Source organism: Streptomyces sp. CA-250714 (genome assembly GCF_050936705.1).
GTDB lineage: Bacteria > Actinomycetota > Actinomycetes > Streptomycetales > Streptomycetaceae > Streptomyces.
Genome location: NZ_JBNJMI010000001.1, coordinates 1,245,622 through 1,261,728, shown reverse-complemented (window position 1 = coordinate 1,261,728; position 16,107 = coordinate 1,245,622). Strand labels below are relative to the sequence as shown.

Here is a 16,107-nt window from a genome sequence, read left to right as displayed (position 1 = left end):
GATTAAAGTCTAGACCAATCGGATGACCCCCCACCAGGACCGGTTCCCCGCATGGTGCCCCGACGCCTGCCGCGCTGAGCCGGTCCTGCCGCCGAAGGAGTTGACATGCACAAGAGAAGGAAGCTGGCCGCACTCATCGGTGCCGGACTCTCCCCGCTGCTCGTCCTCGGCCTCTCCGTCACCCCCGCCAGCGCCCACGGCTACGTCAGCGACCCGGCCAGCCGACAGGCCCAGTGCGCCGCCGGAGTCGTCGAATGCGGCTCCATCAAGTACGAGCCGCAGAGCGTCGAGGGCCCCAAGGGACTCCAGGACTGCGCCGGCGGCCACGACGAGTGGGCCGAACTGCGCGACGACAACCACGGCTGGAAGGTGACCGACGTCGGTAAGTCCGCGACCTTCAACTGGACGCTGACCGCCGCACACCGCACGACCACCTGGCAGTACTTCATCGACGGCCAGAAGATCGCCGAGTTCGACCAGGGCGGTGAGCAGCCGCCCTCGCAGCTGTCGCACAACGTCGACTTCGGCAACCACTCGGGCCGGCAGACCGTGCTGGCTGTGTGGAACGTCGCCGACACGGCCAACGCGTTCTATGCGTGTGTGGACGTGAACATTGGTTGAGGTGCGCGTTTGAGGGTTGCACGGGTGAGGCGCATGTTCGCGGTGCGCATTTGGTGCCCCTCGCTGCTGCTTCCGCGGTGGCGAGGGGCGCCTTTTTGTCGGGTGACGCGGGAAGCTCGGCGCCCGTCCTGTCGAAGTGCATCTGTCAGATGGCGAGCCGCTGACCTGGTGGGGTGCCACATTGAGAACGCCGACCATCGGTGTTCTCAATCAACATGGCTTTCGGGGAACCTTGCTGACGGGCAGGGCAGCCGACTGACAGCGGCCAACAAGAAGAGGCTTTGATCCACTTCTTGTGGTGCCGTCGCGGAGCGTCACGGAGCTCAGCCGGCCAACCCCGTTGCCATGAAGCTACGTTGATTGCGGTGCCTTGTCGGGGCTCACCGGCGGGCAGCACTCTGATTCCATCCACCGCAGGTGAGGTGAGACACATCGATCGGCTTCTGACGCGGCATGACCACCGCGCGCGTGTCGCGACAGCTCGCGATGGTCGCGGTCGCTGTCGAAAGGAGGCCGCCGATGTGCCGAACTCTCGAGCCGAACGGCCCGGACGAGGACAAGGAGGAGAATGGGGCAGGGGCGGAACGGAAGCCCGCCCCCGGGTCTGAACCGTCGGCCAGGTGGTGGTACCTGCGGGGGAGTGCCTCGTGGGGGATGGGACTACGCGTCGTGTTCGGTGTCCTGGACACGGTCGCCGTCCTGACACACGACGAGGCCCTCGCCTTGGTGGCGAGGGCTCTCGGCGCGGTGGGGGATCTGATCGTCGACGCCGGACAGCACAGGCGATCATGACACCCGGGCCCGACCGTCGGTAGGCGGTCGGGCTGCACACTTCCAGGAAACTGCATAGGTCCGGAAGGACCAAGAGGCGCTAACCCTTTCGCACCTGACGCACGGCACGAAAATGGTTCCGTGCCCGGGAGCGGAGGGCGAGGAGGATGGCCACACGTGGACGCTGCCGCGGATCGCTGCCAGGAGTGCGGCACGCCGCTGCCGGCAGCCACCAAGGTCGGGCGGCCCCGCCGCTACTGTTCCGCCACCTGCCGTTCTGCCGCCCGCCGGGCACGGCGCCGGGCCGAGAAGGTCGGCGACACCGCTCCGTCCGCGGGCCTCTGCGCGACGGACATCGCCGGCCACTCCTGCGGCCGGGCGGCGCTCTTCGCCGTCATGCTGAACCGCCGCGAGACCCGGCTGTGCGGCCCTTGCTACGAGGCGGCGATGGACTTCCTGATCAGCCAGGGAGTGACCGCCCGTGATGTCAGGACGGTCCGGCTGGCCGGGCCGGAAGCCCAGCCGCCGACCCCGCCCACCGTGCCCGCCCCCGCGGTGGGAGGTCCCGGTCGGCGCCCCCGCGTGCTTGTGATCGAGGACGACGAGTCTCTCGTCGCCGTGTTGGAGATGATGCTGCCCCGGCGCGGCGGCTATCTGGTCAGCCACGCGACCGATGGAGCGACCGGTCTCCGCGAGGCATACGCGCAGCGCCCGGATCTGGTACTGCTCGACATCATGCTGCCGGGCATCGACGGCATCGAGGTGTTGCGTCGCCTGCGCAGCGTCAGTGACGTGCCAGTGATCTTCCTGACCGCCAGGAATGAAGATCAGGACCTGGTGATCGGGCTGGCCGCAGGCGCCGACGACTACATCGTCAAGCCGTTCCGCCCCGATGAGCTTCTGGCTCGGATGGCGCGGGTGCTGCGCCGGCATGGCGGCACGGAGGATCAGGAACCCGTCTACGAGGACGGGCTGCTGCGGCTGAACTCCCTCAGTCTTGAGGCCCACGTCCTCGGTAAGCCGCTGGAGCTGACCGCTACCGAGTTCCGCCTGCTGAACCTGCTGGTGCGCAACGCGGGCACGGTACAGCCGTTCGGGAATCTGCTGGCCACAGCCTGGAATGAGCCGGGCGGGCAGGCAACCACCCGGGTCAAGTTCACCATCTCGCGGCTGCGGCGCAAGCTCGACGCCACCCCGCTGGGCGGCGACGCAATCGTCTCGGCGCGCGGCATCGGCTACTTCTACCGCCCCCCGTCCACCCCCCAGTCCCCGGCAGAGGCTCCCCGCTCCGGTCACGGCCACGCCGACCGCATCCTCGACATCCTCAACCATCGCGAGAGAACACCTGAGTGACAAGTGGCGGCGAGTAAGGCTCTGGCGGTCGGTCAGCTCGGGGGGATTGCGGTCTCGATGTGGGCGAGTTGGGCGGCGAGGATTTCTTCGAACGCGGGGCGGCGGTCTGCTCCGAGGGGGCGGATGTCGCGGGCGAAGTGGGCGAGGGCGGGGAAGTGTTCGGGGTCGGCGCCGAGTACCGCGACGCGGAACAGCTCCATGGCCTGTTCGTACTCCTTGGGGGTGATGGTGCTGACCCCGGCCTCGGAGGCGATCAGTGCGGCGAGGAGGACCGCGATCCGGTGGTAGCGCACCGGGATCTCCTCGTCGGGTAGTCCCGACGCGCGCAGAGCCTGCAGCAGCTCTTCCATGACCAGCCGGGAACCGGCGCCGCTGGATGCGTAGCGTCCCCAGATCGCGGCGAGTTGGGGCTGCTGACCGAATGCCTCTCGCACGCGCAGAGCCAGGGCCGTGATGCGCTGCTTCCAGTCGCCCTCGGGGCGGTAGCCGTCCATGGCGGGCAGGAGGATCCGGTCGGCGACCGCGCGCAGCAGTTCGGTCTTGCTGCGGAAGTGCCGGTAGAGGCTGGAGGAATCGGTCCCGAGCGCCGCGGCGAGCTTGCGCACGCTGAACGACTCGGCGTCGCTCGTGCGCAGCAACTCCGCCGCCGCATCCAGGATTTCCTCGGTCGACCAGCGCCTTCGGCCTGTCATCTCTGCTCCTCTCGCCGGACCTCAGACTACTTGTGCACTTGGTGTTGCACGCACCGCGTGCATAATGAGGGCATGGGTGTGCCGGGCGGGCCGGCATGCCACTCGTGCCCTGTTGTCCGGGTCGGCGACCGATGCGGAACTCGCCCTGGGGAACACGAAAGGACGCATGACGTGAAGAGCCCACTGGATTGCGCGGCACTGAACGCCGCCATTGAGAACATCCACCGCGCCGGGATGCCGGGCCTGTTCGCCGAAGTGCGCGACGGCGACCAGGTCTGGCGCGGCGCCGCCGGGGTTGCCGATGTCGCCACCGGTCGCCCCGTCACCGTTGACATGCGGCACCGCGTCGGCAGCATCACCAAGACCTTCACGGCCGCCGCGGTTCTGCAGCAGGTCGAGAGCGGTCAGATCGGTCTCGACATACCGATCGGTCGGTACCTTCCAAAGCTGGTTCCCGGAGAGCGCGGTGACGCGATCACAGTCCGGATGCTGATCAACCACACCAGCGGCCTCGCCGAGTATCTCCCGTACGCCTACCCCTCCCTCAAGGCGTTCCCCGCCCTCGCGGACACCGGGCCCCAGAGCCTGGACGACCACCGGTTCACGCGGTTCGACCTCGCCGAACTGATCGAGATGGGGGTCACCGCACCTGCCGTCGGCGCCCCGGGCGGCACTCCGGGGCTGTACTCCAACACCAACTACCTGCTGCTCGTCCAACTCCTGGAACAGGTGACCGGCATTACGGCCGAGCAATACATCACCCGGAACGTCATCGAGCGCGCCGGCCTCCGGGACACCGAGCTCCCGGCTGGACCGTACGTCAACGGGCCGCACTCGCAGCTCTACGAGGCGTGGTTCGGCATGATCGACCCGCCGCGCGACTACAGCGTCTACGACATGTCATGGGTGGGCCCGTCGGCCTCGCTGATATCGACCGTCGCGGACCTCAACCGCTTCTTCGGCATGCTGCTGGCCGGCGAGATCGTCAGCCCGTCGTCGCTGGCGCAGATGCAGCGCACTGTCCCGGTCATCTCCCAAGAGGGAAAGACGATCGACTACGGCCTCGGCCTGCACCCGATGGAGACCTCCGGTCAGGGCACCTTCTGGGGCCACGGCGGCACGGTCTGGGGCGGTGGAGCGCTGGCCATGATCCGTGCCGACGGCAAGCGGCAGATGTCCGTCGCGGTGAACCTGCAGAGATGGAACAAACTCGACTCCTCGGGCAAACCGCAGCCCCACCCCATCGACGACGCACTTGCGGCTCTCCACCGCGTGGCGATGTACGGCTGACGGGACCGGAGATGAGCCATGGCGGCCGCGACCGGTGTGGCGCCGGTCGCCGTTCGACGCTGCAGGTCGGGAACGGACGGGGTCATTCCGGCTCCCCCGGGGCGCCCGCGCGGCGGCGGAACTGTCCGAGCGTTACGAGGGCGTACAGGTGTGCGCCGACAACCAGGAGGTGGTGGACCGCTCCGAGATGGTGATCATCGCCGTACGACGCGAAGACCGACACGATGCCCTGGCCGGCGTGCGGGTGGACGACGACAAGATCGTGGTCAACGTCATGGCCGGCGTCGGCAACGACGACCTGCGACAGACACTCACCACCGGCGCCCCGCTTGGCCCGGGCCATCCCCCTGCCGGCCATCCGCGAACGCCGTACCTCGTCACCCTCACCTCATGGGCCGCCGGCCACGGCGTCGCCTCCGAGGACGCGGACCGCTACGTCCGCAGCCTCTTCCAGGGTGTCGGTCGCGCGCTGAGCGATGAGACTCGTTCCCTGCACCAACTCGCAGCCGACCACGAGACCCCGAACGGAAACAACGAACGCATCCGCACCACCTGGTTCACCCCGACCAACTCCGAGGCCCTGACCAGGGCACTTGACGCGCTCCTCACTGACCTCACAGGGGACTCCGCGCCTGCTCGCGGAGGGCCTCGATGAACGTCGTGACGTGCGAGCGGTCACCACGCCGGCCGATCGTGACAACTCCGATGTGCCGGGTCGGAGTCGGCGGCTCGATCGGGACGGCGCGCAGCCCCGGCACTGTCGGGACAAGCGCGATGGAGGGGATCAGGGAGATCCCCATTCCCGCGGCGACGAGCGAGCGGGCGAAGAAGTAGTCGGTGGTGGTGCCGCGCACTTCCGGTTCAAAGCCTGCGCGCTCGGCGTAGCGGCGCAGATATGCCTCGGTCTTGAGGCAGCCGAGCACCCAGGGCTCGGCTGCCAGCTCGCTGAGGTCGAGCGACTCGCGGTCGGCGAGTCGGTGTTCCTCGGGCATGACGACGTGCAGGGGATCTTCCAGGAGCGCGGTCCACCGCAGGGTGGAGTTCGAGCCCGGCCCGACGGGCAGGGGGCCGTCGAAGTGGTAGGCGAGTGCGAGGTCGACGGCGCCTTGCCGGACAAGGGGCAAGGTGACCTCGGGCTCGCCCTCCCTGACGTGGAGCAGGGTGCGGGGATGAGTTGCCATGAGTCGGGGCAGAGCGCCGGGCAGCAGGTGCCTGCCGCCGCTGGTGAAGGTGGCGACAGTGAGCTGTACGCGGCCCGAGCTGAGCCGCTCGACCTGCTGCTTCGCCTGTTCGAGCTCGGCTGCGACGGACTCGGCGGCCCCGACCATGATCTGGCCGGCCTGAGTGAGGGTCACCCCGCGCGTGCTGCGTGCCACGACGTGGGCACCGAGGCTGCGTTCCAACACTGCTACGCGCTGGGAGACGGCGGAGGGGGTGAGGTGGAGAGCCGTGGCTGCCTTGCTGAAGCTGCCGTGGTCCGCCACCGCTCGCAGTACGCGGAGCCGCTGCACATCAATCAACAGTATTCCTTAACGCGCTTCCAGTAAGCCGCCACTTCTGCTGATGACAGTAGGTGGCCAGGGTGGGGGCATGCAAAGGATCTGCGTCATCGGCGGAAGCCGGTACTTCGGAAGGCTCTTGGTCGAGCGCCTGCAGGCGGCCGGCCATCAGGTCACTGTGATCAACCGCGGCTCCGCCCGGCCACCCGCCGGTGTCGAGCACCTCGTTGCCGACCGCGATGACGAGGCCGTTCTCGTCGCCGCGCTCGGCTCGCGCGCCTTCGACGCGGTCGTCGATCAGGTCTGCTACACCCCCGTGCAGGCCGCGATCGCCGCCCGCGCCTTCGCCGGACGCACCCGGCGCTACATCATGACCTCCACGATCGAGGTCTACGACCCGGCGACCGCCGCGCTGCCGGCTCTGCCGGCGGGCATCCCGGTGCCCGAGGAGAACGTGGACCCGCGCACCTGGCTGGTGGCCATGGATCTGCCCTGGCACGACGAGGCATACCTGGAGGCGCACTACGCCGAGGGCAAGCGTCTGGCGGAGGCCGTTCTCACCCGGGACAGCAATTTCGCGTTCGCCTCGGTACGCAGCGCGCACGTACTCGGCGGCAGGCAGGAATTCACCGGCCGACTCACGTACTACACCGAGCGCATTGCCGAGGGCGACGAGATCGCTGTGCACGCCAAGGCGCTGCCGACGGTGTTCATCCACCACGAGGAACTTGCGGACGTACTGCTGTGGGCGGCCACCGCCACCGGTTTCACCGGCCCGGTCAACGCCTGCTCGGACGGCCTGCTCGACGTGCGCGACCTGGCCGCGGTCGTCGCCGAGCAGACCGGCCGCGAGCCCGTCTACCGGACCGTCGCCGCGGGCGGGGCTGCCTCGCCGTTCTCCTTCGACCGGCACTACGCCATGAGCAACGCCCGCGCGAACCAGCTGGGCTTCGCCTTCTCCCGTACTGCCGACTGGCTGCCCGGCGCCGTCGCCGAAGCCCTCGCCGCATCCGCCGCCCCCAGCGCCTGAGGAGCACGATCCGCCATGCAGTACCGCGCCATCGGAGACAGCGCTGTCAGCGCCATCGGACTGGGCGCCATGCCACTGTCCATCGAGGACCGCCCGGACGAGACGCGTGCCATTGCCACCGTCCACGCCGCCCTCGACGCCGGCGTCACACTCATCGACACCGCCGACAGCTACCACTGGCACGCTGACGAGGTGGGCCACAACGAGCTGCTGATCGCCCGCGCCCTGGCCCGCTACGGCGGCGACACCTCCGGCGTCCTGATCGCGACCAAGGGCGGCCGTGGGCGGCCCGGCGACGGCAGCTGGACCGTGAACGCCACCCCGGAACAACTCAAGCGCGCCGCCGAAGCCTCCGCCGGACGGCTGGGGGGCGAGGCCATCGGCCTGTACCAACTGCACAAGCCGGACCCGGCCGTGCCCTGGGCGGAGTCCGTCGGCGCCCTGCGCGACCTGCTCGACGCCGGCACGATCCGCGCCGCCGGCGTCTCGAACGTGACCACCGACCAGATCCGCCAGGCGCACGCGATCCTCGGCGACGGACTCGTCTCCGTACAGAACCAGTACTCGCCCGCCGTCCGCGACAGCGAGCCCGAGCTGCGGTTGAGCGCACAGCTGGGCCTGGCGTTCCTGCCCTGGAGCCCCCTCGGCGGCATCTCCCGCAGTTCCCTCGACGGCCCCTCCGGACCGACCTCCACCGGCACCGCCTTCCACCGCATCGCGGCCGAGCGCGGCGTCAGCCCGCAGCAGATCGCCCTGGCGTGGCTGCTGAGCCGCTCACCCGCGGTGATCCCGGTGCCGGGAGCCAGCCGCCCGGCCTCCATCACCGACTCGGCCCGGGCCGCGGAACTCGAACTGGGCCCGCAGGAGCTGGCACAGCTCGAGGACGCGCACCACGCCACGCACCAGGGCCGTTGAGTGCGTACGCCGGGTGTCTCTCCTCCCTCAGCCCTCGGCCGGGAGGTGCCCCCGGCGACGTGAAGATCAGATGCCGTACAGCCGCCTCGCGGTGCCGCCCGCGATCATGGCCGTCACCCGTTCCGCGTCGGACGGTGACCACTCGCCCCGTTCGACCCACTGTTCCGTCAGGTGTGTCATCGCCTCGCGGAAGAGTTGGGCGCCGGTCAGATAGAGCTCCGGAATGCCGTAGGCGTCGGTGGAGAAGAGGAGTTTGCCGAACGGGGTGAGTTCCAGCAGTTCAGCGAGCACATGGCGGGCGCGGGCGCCGGTGTGGGTGAGGGTGAGGCCGAAGTCGGCGTAGACATGGGGGAAGACGGCGGCCAGATAGCCGGCACCGCGGTGGTACGGGTAGCAGTGCAGGAGGATCAGCGGGACGCCGTAGGGGGCCGCCGCGCGGATGAACTCGGTCAGCAGCAGCGGATCACAGCGGTCCAGGCGCAGATCCGGGTCGCCGAAGCCGGTGTGCAACTGCAGCGGCAGGCCCGTCCGTACGGCAGACCACAGCAGATGCCGCTCCAGTACGGGGTCGGAGAGCCTGCCGCCCTGCACCCGGGAGGCCAGCCAGCGGTCGGCCGCGGCGTAGATCTCCGAGGTGCCGGGAGGCGCGGGGTCGAGGTCCAGGCCGCAGCGGTAGGCGACCACGGACTTGAAGCCCCGGGCGTTGCGGGCCGATTCACGCACGCTGTCCGAGAGCTCGGCCAGGAAGGCGTGGGTGTCGCGGGCTGTGTCCGCGGCCCGCTCCGCCAGCCGTTCGAGCCGGACGATCTCATGGGCCTCCGCGGTCGCCGTCTCGGCCAGCTCGCCCGGGGTGAGCAGCGGGCCGGGCAGCCCGGTGTCCATGAGGAAGGCGGAGATGCCGCTGGCCCGCAGCAGCCTGCCGGTCACCTCGGTGGTGCCCAGTTCGGCACGCCGGTGCAGATAGGCCGACGGCTCGCAGTGCGGCTCCAGGCCGAGCACGGGTGCACACCAGCGGCGTACGGCGAAGCCCAGTTGGGTGTCGAAGTAGCTGAACGGCGGGCCGGTGTCGGTGGCGGCGGAGCCGGTGCCGGGAGCGGGGCGCTGCGGGAGGTGGGCCTCCGTCAGATAGCTCTCGAACGCGGCAGGGTCGGGGCCCGCCCTGAGGACCCCGTGGCAGTGCTGGTCGATCAGTGGCGGGAACGCGGGCATGGACGTCGGCATTCAGTACCTCCCCCGGGTCGCGGCGGCGATCTCGTGTTCACTTGTTCCCTCGAACAGCTCGATCTCGCCCGCCCGCACCGCTCGGATGGCGCCGAACAGCGGCTCGCCCAGCGCCTGGCGCAGCACGGCGGAGTTCTCGAAGTGCTCCAGCGCGGCCCCGAGTGAGCCGGGCAGCGGCCGGGGCCCCGACTCCCGCAGCGCCGGGTCGCCCGCCACGGGTGCGGGCAGCCGGGCGGCGGCCGGGTCAGCCCCGGCGAGGTCGCCGAGACCGGCCAGCCCCGCCGCGATGACGCCGCCCACCAGCAGATACGGGTTGGCCGCCGAGTCCACACACTTGACCTCGGCGTTCGCGCTGTCCGCGGCGGTCCCGCTGCCCGCGATGAAGCGGAGCGCGGCCTCCCGGTTCTCCAGGCCCCAGCACTGGAAGGCGCCCGCCCAGCGGGACGGCCGCAGCCGCAGATAGCTGGCGGGGGAGGGGGCGCCCAGCGCCAGCAGCGCGGGCATCTCCCGCAACACCCCGGCCAGGAACGCTTCGCACTCCCGCGTCATCCCGAACGGCCCCTCGCCGCCCGCGCACAGATTCCGGCCGTCCCGCCACAGGCTCAGATGCAGATGCCCGCCGTTGCCCACCCCGCCCGGGTCGACCACCGGCGCGAACGACGCCGTCAGCCCGTGCCGGAGCGAGACCGCGCGTACGGTCTCCCGCACCAGCACCGCCAGGTCCGCGGCGCCCACCGGATCGGAGGGCGCGACCGACACCTCGAACTGGCCTCCGGCGTACTCGGGATGGATCTGGAGCACCTCGATGCCCTGAGCCGTGAGTGCCGCGAGGACATCGCGCAGATAGTCCGAGGTCTCCACCAGCCGCGCCATCCCGTAGGCCGGGCCGGTCGTCGGATACGCCGGCTCGCCGCCCGCCTCCGGCAGCGCGCCGCGCACAACCACCCATTCCGTCTCGAATCCGGCGCGCAGCTCGATGCCGTGCTCGGCCAGCGCCCGTTCGGCCATCCGCCGTGCGAAGCCCCGCTGGCAGGCCGCGTACGGCGTGCCGTCCTGCTCGTGGCGGTCCACCGGCGCCCAGGACCAGCCGGGCTGCCCCGACAGCACCGTCAGCCGGTCCAGGTCCGGTACCAACCGCAGATCCCCGTCGGGGCCGCCGATGTGCTCGCTGGCCGTCATGGAGTCGTCGACCAGATAGACGTCGAAGCAGGGGGACATGCCAACGCCGGTGGCGACGGCCTGCGGCAGCCGGTTCGCCGGTACGGCCTTGACGCGGGTGAGCCCCGCGTTGTCCACCCAGGTGAGCGCCGTGCCGTGCACCCCGGCCCGGGCGAGCCGCGCCGCGGCGGCCCGGGCCCGCTCCTGGTCGCGCGCGGGGTCCCGGTCCCGCCGGTGGCCGGGGTGCCGCGTCGTGTCCGCTGTGGTCCGTGCCGTGTCCGTTCCGGAGGCCGGCGTCCGCCGTGTCGTTCCCATGCACGAGGCGTTTACTCCCCCTTCGCGATCAGGGCAAGTCGCCGTGCGCCTGGGCCCCGGATCCGTGCCGGAACCGTGCGGGATCAGCGTCTTCGCACGCTGTGGGATGTGCCAACGGCAAGAAGCCTGGGTACGACGTGCCTGACTTCAGGGCTAGTTGGGCAGGTACCCCAATGAGGGCACATCGGAGCGGGGAGGGAAACTTGGAAGGTGGCGAGACCCATGCGGCTACGGTACGGGAGCAGCGGTATGCACATCACTGACGTCACTGGCGGTGAAGCGGCCGCCAGAGACGCCGTGCAGGACGGTTCGGCGGAAGGAGGCGGCGCGTCCCCGGCAGTACCCCGGATGGTGCTGGGGATCCGGCTGCGAAGACTGCGCGAGGCACAGTACATATCCCGCCGGGAGGCCGCGGAGGCCATTCGGGTCACCCACCAGCGGATCCGGGATCTCGAACAGGGCCGTACCGGCTGCGCCCTGCGGGACATCGCGGACCTGCTGACCATCTACGGCGTCACGGACGAGAGCGAGCGCGCGGTGCTGACCGCGCTCGCCGAGCAGGCCAACACTCCCGGCTGGTGGCAGTCCTTCCAGGGAGTCGTCCCCCACTGGCTGCACACCTACCTGGGCCTGGAGCAGGCGGCCAGCGTGATCCGCACCTACGAGGTGCAGTTCGTGCCCGGACTTCTCCAGACCAGCCAGTACGCCCGCGCCGTCATCGAACTGCTCCACGAGGATGAGCCGGAGGCGGGCATCCGGCGCCGTGTCGACCTGCGGATGCGGCGCCAGCAGATCCTCTACGGTCCGCGCGCCCCGCATGTGTGGGCCGTCATCGACGAGGCCGCGCTGCGCCGCCCCGTCGGCGGAACGGCCACGATGCGGGCCCAGCTGCGGCACCTGAGCGCGATGAGCGAACTGCCGCATGTGACGGTGCAGATCATGCCGTTCAGCGCGGGCGGACACGCAGCAGCGGGAGGCCCCGTCACGCTGCTGCGGCTGCCCGAGAGCGAACTGCCTGACATCGTTTACCTGGAGCAGCTGCACAGCGCCACGTACCTTGAGGACGACGCCGATATCGAGGCGTACCGTCGTGTCACCGATCGGCTGGTGACCCGCTCGTTGCCGCCGTCCCGGACGCGGGACATGTTGCGGGAGATCGCCGAGGAGCTGCCGGGCGATGGGTCCGCGGAGCCAGTCGTGCGCCGCCTCGCCTCGCGCTAGAGCTTGTTCGCCCTCTCCGGTGCTGGGGAGGGGCTGCCCCTTGCTGACATCCGCAGACTGCGGGTGAGTTGTGGCTGGTCGCGCAGTTCCCCGCGCCCCTGACGGGGCGGCAGCCCCCACGCGGGGTCAGTTGGTGTCGGGTAGGCGTTCGAGAATCGCGGCGAGGCCTTGGCCGCCGCCGATGCACATTGTCTCCAAGCCGTAGCGGGCGCCGGTGCGCCGCATCTCGTGGGCCAGGGTTGTGAGGATGCGTGCGCCCGTGGCGCCCACCGGGTGTCCCAGGGAGATGCCGGAGCCGTTGACGTTGATCCGCTGCTCGTGGTCCCGCTCGGTCAGTCCGAGGGCGCGGGTGCAGGCGAGGACTTGTGCGGCGAACGCCTCGTTCAGCTCGATGAGGTCGAGGTCCGCGAGCCCCAGCCCGGCCTTGGCGAGCGCGTCCCGGGTGGCCTGTACCGGGCCCAGGCCCATCGTCGTGGCGGGCACGCCTGCCCGGGCGAAGGAGACCAGCCGTACCAGTGGCCGCAGTCCGAGCCGCTCGGCGGTCTCCGCGCCGGTGACCAGGCAGGCGGCCGCCGCGTCGTTCTGACCGCTGGCGTTGCCCGCGGTCACGGTGGCCTCCGGGTCCTCCCTGAGCCGTACGGGCCGCAGCCCGGCCAGCTGTTCGGCGGTGGTGTCCGGGCGGGGGTGCTCGTCGGTGTCGATACGCGTCTCGCCCTTGCGGGTCCGCACGGTCACCGGCACCGTCTCCGCCTCGAACCTGCCCTCGGCCAGCGCCCGTCCGGCGCGCTGCTGGGAGCGGAGCGCCAGCGCGTCCTGCTCCTCGCGGCTGACGGAGAACTCCCGGCGCAGATTCTCGGCGGTCTCGATCATGCCGCCGGGCACCGGATGGTTCTCGCCGCCCGCGGTGACCCGGCCGCGGGCGAGGGAGTCGTGCAGGGTCAGCCCCGGGCCGTTGATGCCCCAGCGGCCCTCGTGGGTGTAGTACGGGGCCGCGCTCATCACCTCGGCGCCGCCCGCGATGACGACCTCGCTGAACCCGGCCCGTATCTGCATCGCGGCGTCCAGCACCGCCTGGAGGCCCGAACCGCAGCGCCGGTCGACCTGGGTTCCCGTCACCGACTCCGGCAGCCCCGCGTCCAGCGCCGCCACCCGGCCCAGGGCCGGGGCCTCCGAGGTGGGGTAGGCGTGGCCGAGGATCACCTCGTCGACCCGCGCCGGGTCGATGCCCGTACGCGACACGATCTCGGAGATCAGCAGGGCGGCCAGCGCCTGCGGCCGCTGCCCCGCCAGCGCCCCGCCGAACCGGCCGATGGGGGTGCGCAGGGGTTCGCAGATGACGATGTCGGTGTCGGACATGCGGTGGCCTTCCTGGGGTTGAGGGACGGTCGGGCGGGCGGCGCAGCGCCGGTCACCCGGTCTCCGCCGCGGAGTGCGGCTCTTCCTCGGGATCCGGCGTCCGCGGTGGCGGGGTGGGCAGCACCTCGTTGGCGACGTCCAGCACGCTGTGCAGCGCGGCGGACGGGTTGTCCGGGCGCCAGGCGAGCGCCGCGCGGAGCACCACCGGCGGCCCCGCGAGCGGGCGGTAGACCAGGCCCGTCTGCTGGATGTGGGTGCAGGAGGTGAGCGTGAGGGTGACCCCCACGCCCATCGCCACCAGCGCGAGGATGGTGTACGAGTCCGGTGCTTCCTGTACGACACGCGGGATGTGTCCCGCGCGCTCGCAGGTCTGGAACGTCACATCGCGCAGGCTGGAGCCGGTGTCGGCCGGGAAGCTGACGAACGGTTCGCCCGCCAGGTCCGCGACGTCCACCCGCTCCCGGCGGGCCAGCGGATGGTCGGAGGCCAGTGCGCAGATCAGCTCCTCCTCGGCGATCACCCGGGTCGCCACGCCCGCTCTGCTCACCGGCAGCCGGACGAAGCCGAGATCGAGAGAGCCCTCGGCGACCCGGGCGAGGGCCCGGTTCGCATAGTTCTGGCCCTGCATCACCAGCTCGATTCCGGGGTGCGCGGTCCGTACCGCGCGGGTCAGCAGCGGGAGGGTGCGGTGGCTGGAGGCGCCGGCGAAGCCCACGCTCACCCGGCCGGACTCGCCCCGCCCCGCGGCCTTGGCGATCCGGGTGGCGGCGTCCAGGTCCGCCAGCACCTTGCGGACCGGCGCCAGAAAGGACTCGCCCGCGCTGGTCAGCCGTACCGAGCGGGTACTGCGCTCGAACAGCCGCACCCCCAGCTCCTTCTCCAGCTGGCGGATCTGCTGGCTGAGCGGCGGCTGAGCCATGTTCAGCCGCTTGGCGGCCCGGCCGAAGTGCAGTTCCTCGGCCACGGCGACGAACGCGGCGAGGTAGCGCAGCTCCACGGCGGGCTCACTTTCACAAAGGCGGCCTGAAGCGGCCACTGATCTGTTGCTCGTCTCAAAAAGACTCTAATTTGGTGTCGGACGCGGATCAATGGGCTGTCAGTGTAGGCCCGCGCAGCAGGAGAGGGAGCCGTTCATGCGGATCAGGGTGGTCGGAGCCGGAACCATGGGGCGCGGCATCGCGCAGTGGGCCGTCATGGCCGGGCACACCGTCGAACTCGCCGACGCGCGGCCCGAAGCGGTGGCCGACGCGGTCGCGTTCGTCCGCGGAATGCTGGAACGGGCGGTGGAGAAGGGCCGGATGAGCCGCGCGGCGGCCGACCGCGCGATCGGCGCTCTGCTGGCACTGGACTCGCCGTACGACCTTGCCGGGGGCGGTGCGGCTCCCGAGTTGGTGATCGAGGCCGTGCTGGAGGATCTGGAGGTCAAGGCGGAGCTGTTCATCGGCCTGGAGCGGGTGCTGCCCGACTCGACCGTCTTCGCGACCAACACCTCGTCGCTGTCCGTCACCCGGATCGGCGCCCGGCTCGCCGATCCGGGGCGGCTGGCCGGGCTGCACTTCTTCAATCCCGTACCGCTGATGAAGCTCGTCGAGGTGGTGCCGGGCGCCGCCACCCGCGAGGGCGTTCCCGAACTGTTGACGGCGCTGGTCGCGGAGTCCGGCCACCGCCCGGTCACGGTGGCCGACACCCCCGGCTTCCTCGTCAACCACGCCGGACGCGGGCTGGTGACCGAGGCGTTCGCGCTGCTGGAGGAGTCCGTCGCGGGGCACGCGGCGATCGACCGGATCGCGCGCGACGTACTCGGGCTGCGCATGGGGCCGTTCGAACTGATGGACCTGACCGGGCTCGATGTGACCGCCTCCGTGATGGACACCGTCTGGGACGGCTTCCGCCACGCGGACCGGCTGCGCCCCTCCTATCTGCCGGCCAACCGGGTCGCGGCCGGGCTGTACGGGCGCAAGTCCCTGCGCGGCTTCTACGCGTACGGCGAAGGGGAGGCGGGGCCCTCGCTCCCGGAGCCCCGGATCGAGGGAGGCGACCCCGCGCGGGCCGTGCGGACGACGGGTGACGAACTCGCCGCTGTGGCCACCGCGTCGGCGGCCGCCGAGGATGCCCTGGTCCTGGTGCCGACTTGGGGCACCTCGGTCGCGGCCGCGGTCGCCGCGGACGGGCTGCCCGCGGAGCGCACTCTGGGAGTGGACCCGCTGTCCCTCGGCACACCGCGCCGGGTACTGGCGGTGACCCCCGCCACCCGCGACGACGCCGTACGGGACGCCGTCGCCGTGCTCGCCAGGGACGGTCACGCGGTGTCCGTCGTACGGGATACCGCCGGGTCGGTCGCGCAGCGGCTGCTGGCCTCGATCGTGAACGTCGCCACCGGTATCGCCGAGCGCGGTGTTGCCGAGCCGGCCGAGATCGATGTGGCCGTCACTCTCGGCCTCGGCTATCCCCAGGGCCCGTTGGCCTGGGGCGACAGTGTGGGCTCCGCCCGGATGCTCGCCCTGTTGCGGGCCCTCGCCCACGAGACCGGCGACCCCCGCTATCGCCCCACCCCCTGGCTCACCCAGCGGGGGAGCCTGCGCCTGCCGCTGAGCACCCCGATGGCCCGCCTGCCGGAATGACGCGCGCCCTCTTTCCGCCGCTTGCCTGCAGGCCTTCGGCGGGT

At 71.0% G+C, this 16,107-nt stretch carries 15 protein-coding genes; 9 read left to right on the top strand and 6 right to left on the bottom strand.

Features of this window, described 5'->3' with window-relative positions; translation table 11 throughout:
- The first annotated feature begins 105 nt into the window (after nucleotides 1-105).
- From ACQEU8_RS05705 to ACQEU8_RS05695, 3 genes are all read left to right on the top strand, one after another.
- Nucleotides 106-621, top strand: coding sequence for a lytic polysaccharide monooxygenase auxiliary activity family 9 protein (locus ACQEU8_RS05705; RefSeq protein WP_433097471.1), 516 nt, complete (start codon nucleotides 106-108; stop codon nucleotides 619-621).
- Nucleotides 622-1,074: 453 nt separating this feature from the next.
- Entirely contained in the window at nucleotides 1,075-1,413 is a 339-nt protein-coding gene (locus ACQEU8_RS05700) for a hypothetical protein (protein WP_433097469.1), read from the top strand.
- A 156-nt stretch (nucleotides 1,414-1,569) separates the two neighbouring features.
- Nucleotides 1,570-2,745 (top strand): response regulator transcription factor, encoded by a 1,176-nt coding sequence (locus ACQEU8_RS05695; protein WP_433097467.1) that lies wholly within the window; start codon nucleotides 1,570-1,572, stop codon nucleotides 2,743-2,745.
- 32 nt (nucleotides 2,746-2,777) lie between these two features.
- Here the strand turns inward: ACQEU8_RS05695 and ACQEU8_RS05690 are convergent, their stop codons facing one another.
- Complete coding sequence (locus ACQEU8_RS05690) at nucleotides 2,778-3,437, bottom strand: TetR/AcrR family transcriptional regulator (protein WP_433097465.1); 660 nt, start codon at nucleotides 3,435-3,437, stop codon at nucleotides 2,778-2,780.
- A gap of 171 nt (nucleotides 3,438-3,608) precedes the next feature.
- Here ACQEU8_RS05690 and ACQEU8_RS05685 point away from each other — a divergent pair, with 171 nt between their 5' ends.
- Nucleotides 3,609-4,727: a serine hydrolase domain-containing protein gene (locus tag ACQEU8_RS05685; protein ID WP_433097463.1), complete on the top strand. Its 1,119-nt coding sequence runs from the start codon at nucleotides 3,609-3,611 to the stop codon at nucleotides 4,725-4,727.
- 148 nt (nucleotides 4,728-4,875) lie between these two features.
- A complete protein-coding gene (locus ACQEU8_RS05680) occupies nucleotides 4,876-5,382 on the top strand; it encodes an NAD(P)-binding domain-containing protein (RefSeq protein WP_433097461.1) in 507 nt (168 codons plus the stop codon).
- Here ACQEU8_RS05680 and ACQEU8_RS05675 read toward each other — a convergent pair.
- Nucleotides 5,342-6,247 (bottom strand): LysR family transcriptional regulator, encoded by a 906-nt coding sequence (locus ACQEU8_RS05675; RefSeq protein WP_433097459.1) that lies wholly within the window; start codon nucleotides 6,245-6,247, stop codon nucleotides 5,342-5,344. The genes ACQEU8_RS05680 and ACQEU8_RS05675 overlap by 41 nt on opposite strands.
- Before the next feature lie 70 nt (nucleotides 6,248-6,317).
- Here ACQEU8_RS05675 and ACQEU8_RS05670 point away from each other — a divergent pair, with 70 nt between their 5' ends.
- Nucleotides 6,318-7,256, top strand: a complete 939-nt coding sequence (locus ACQEU8_RS05670; protein WP_433097457.1) for an NAD-dependent epimerase/dehydratase family protein — start codon at nucleotides 6,318-6,320, stop codon at nucleotides 7,254-7,256.
- Nucleotides 7,257-7,271: 15 nt separating this feature from the next.
- On the top strand, nucleotides 7,272-8,171 hold the full coding sequence (locus tag ACQEU8_RS05665; RefSeq protein ID WP_433097455.1) for an aldo/keto reductase: 900 nt from the start codon (nucleotides 7,272-7,274) through the stop codon (nucleotides 8,169-8,171).
- A 66-nt stretch (nucleotides 8,172-8,237) separates the two neighbouring features.
- Here ACQEU8_RS05665 and ACQEU8_RS05660 read toward each other — a convergent pair whose 3' ends face one another.
- Both ACQEU8_RS05660 and ACQEU8_RS05655 read right to left on the bottom strand, forming a co-directional pair.
- A complete protein-coding gene (locus tag ACQEU8_RS05660) occupies nucleotides 8,238-9,392 on the bottom strand; it encodes an amidohydrolase family protein (RefSeq protein WP_433097453.1) in 1,155 nt (384 codons plus the stop codon).
- Nucleotides 9,393-10,712 (bottom strand): glutamine synthetase, encoded by a 1,320-nt coding sequence (locus ACQEU8_RS05655; RefSeq protein ID WP_433102161.1) that lies wholly within the window; start codon nucleotides 10,710-10,712, stop codon nucleotides 9,393-9,395.
- Nucleotides 10,713-11,114: 402 nt separating this feature from the next.
- On the opposite strand from ACQEU8_RS05655, the gene ACQEU8_RS05650 reads away from it, so the two are divergent.
- Entirely contained in the window at nucleotides 11,115-12,086 is a 972-nt protein-coding gene (locus ACQEU8_RS05650; protein WP_433097451.1) for a helix-turn-helix domain-containing protein, read from the top strand.
- Nucleotides 12,087-12,212: 126 nt separating this feature from the next.
- On the opposite strand, the gene ACQEU8_RS05645 is transcribed toward ACQEU8_RS05650, so the two are convergent.
- Nucleotides 12,213-13,442: an acetyl-CoA C-acetyltransferase gene (locus tag ACQEU8_RS05645; RefSeq protein WP_433097449.1), complete on the bottom strand. Its 1,230-nt coding sequence runs from the start codon at nucleotides 13,440-13,442 to the stop codon at nucleotides 12,213-12,215.
- Nucleotides 13,443-13,494: 52 nt separating this feature from the next.
- Nucleotides 13,495-14,439, bottom strand: a complete 945-nt coding sequence (locus ACQEU8_RS05640) for a LysR family transcriptional regulator (protein ID WP_433097447.1) — start codon at nucleotides 14,437-14,439, stop codon at nucleotides 13,495-13,497.
- A 136-nt stretch (nucleotides 14,440-14,575) separates the two neighbouring features.
- Here ACQEU8_RS05640 and ACQEU8_RS05635 point away from each other — a divergent pair, with 136 nt between their 5' ends.
- On the top strand, nucleotides 14,576-16,063 hold the full coding sequence (locus ACQEU8_RS05635) for a 3-hydroxyacyl-CoA dehydrogenase (RefSeq protein WP_433097445.1): 1,488 nt from the start codon (nucleotides 14,576-14,578) through the stop codon (nucleotides 16,061-16,063).
- Nucleotides 16,064-16,107: the final 44 nt, after the last annotated feature.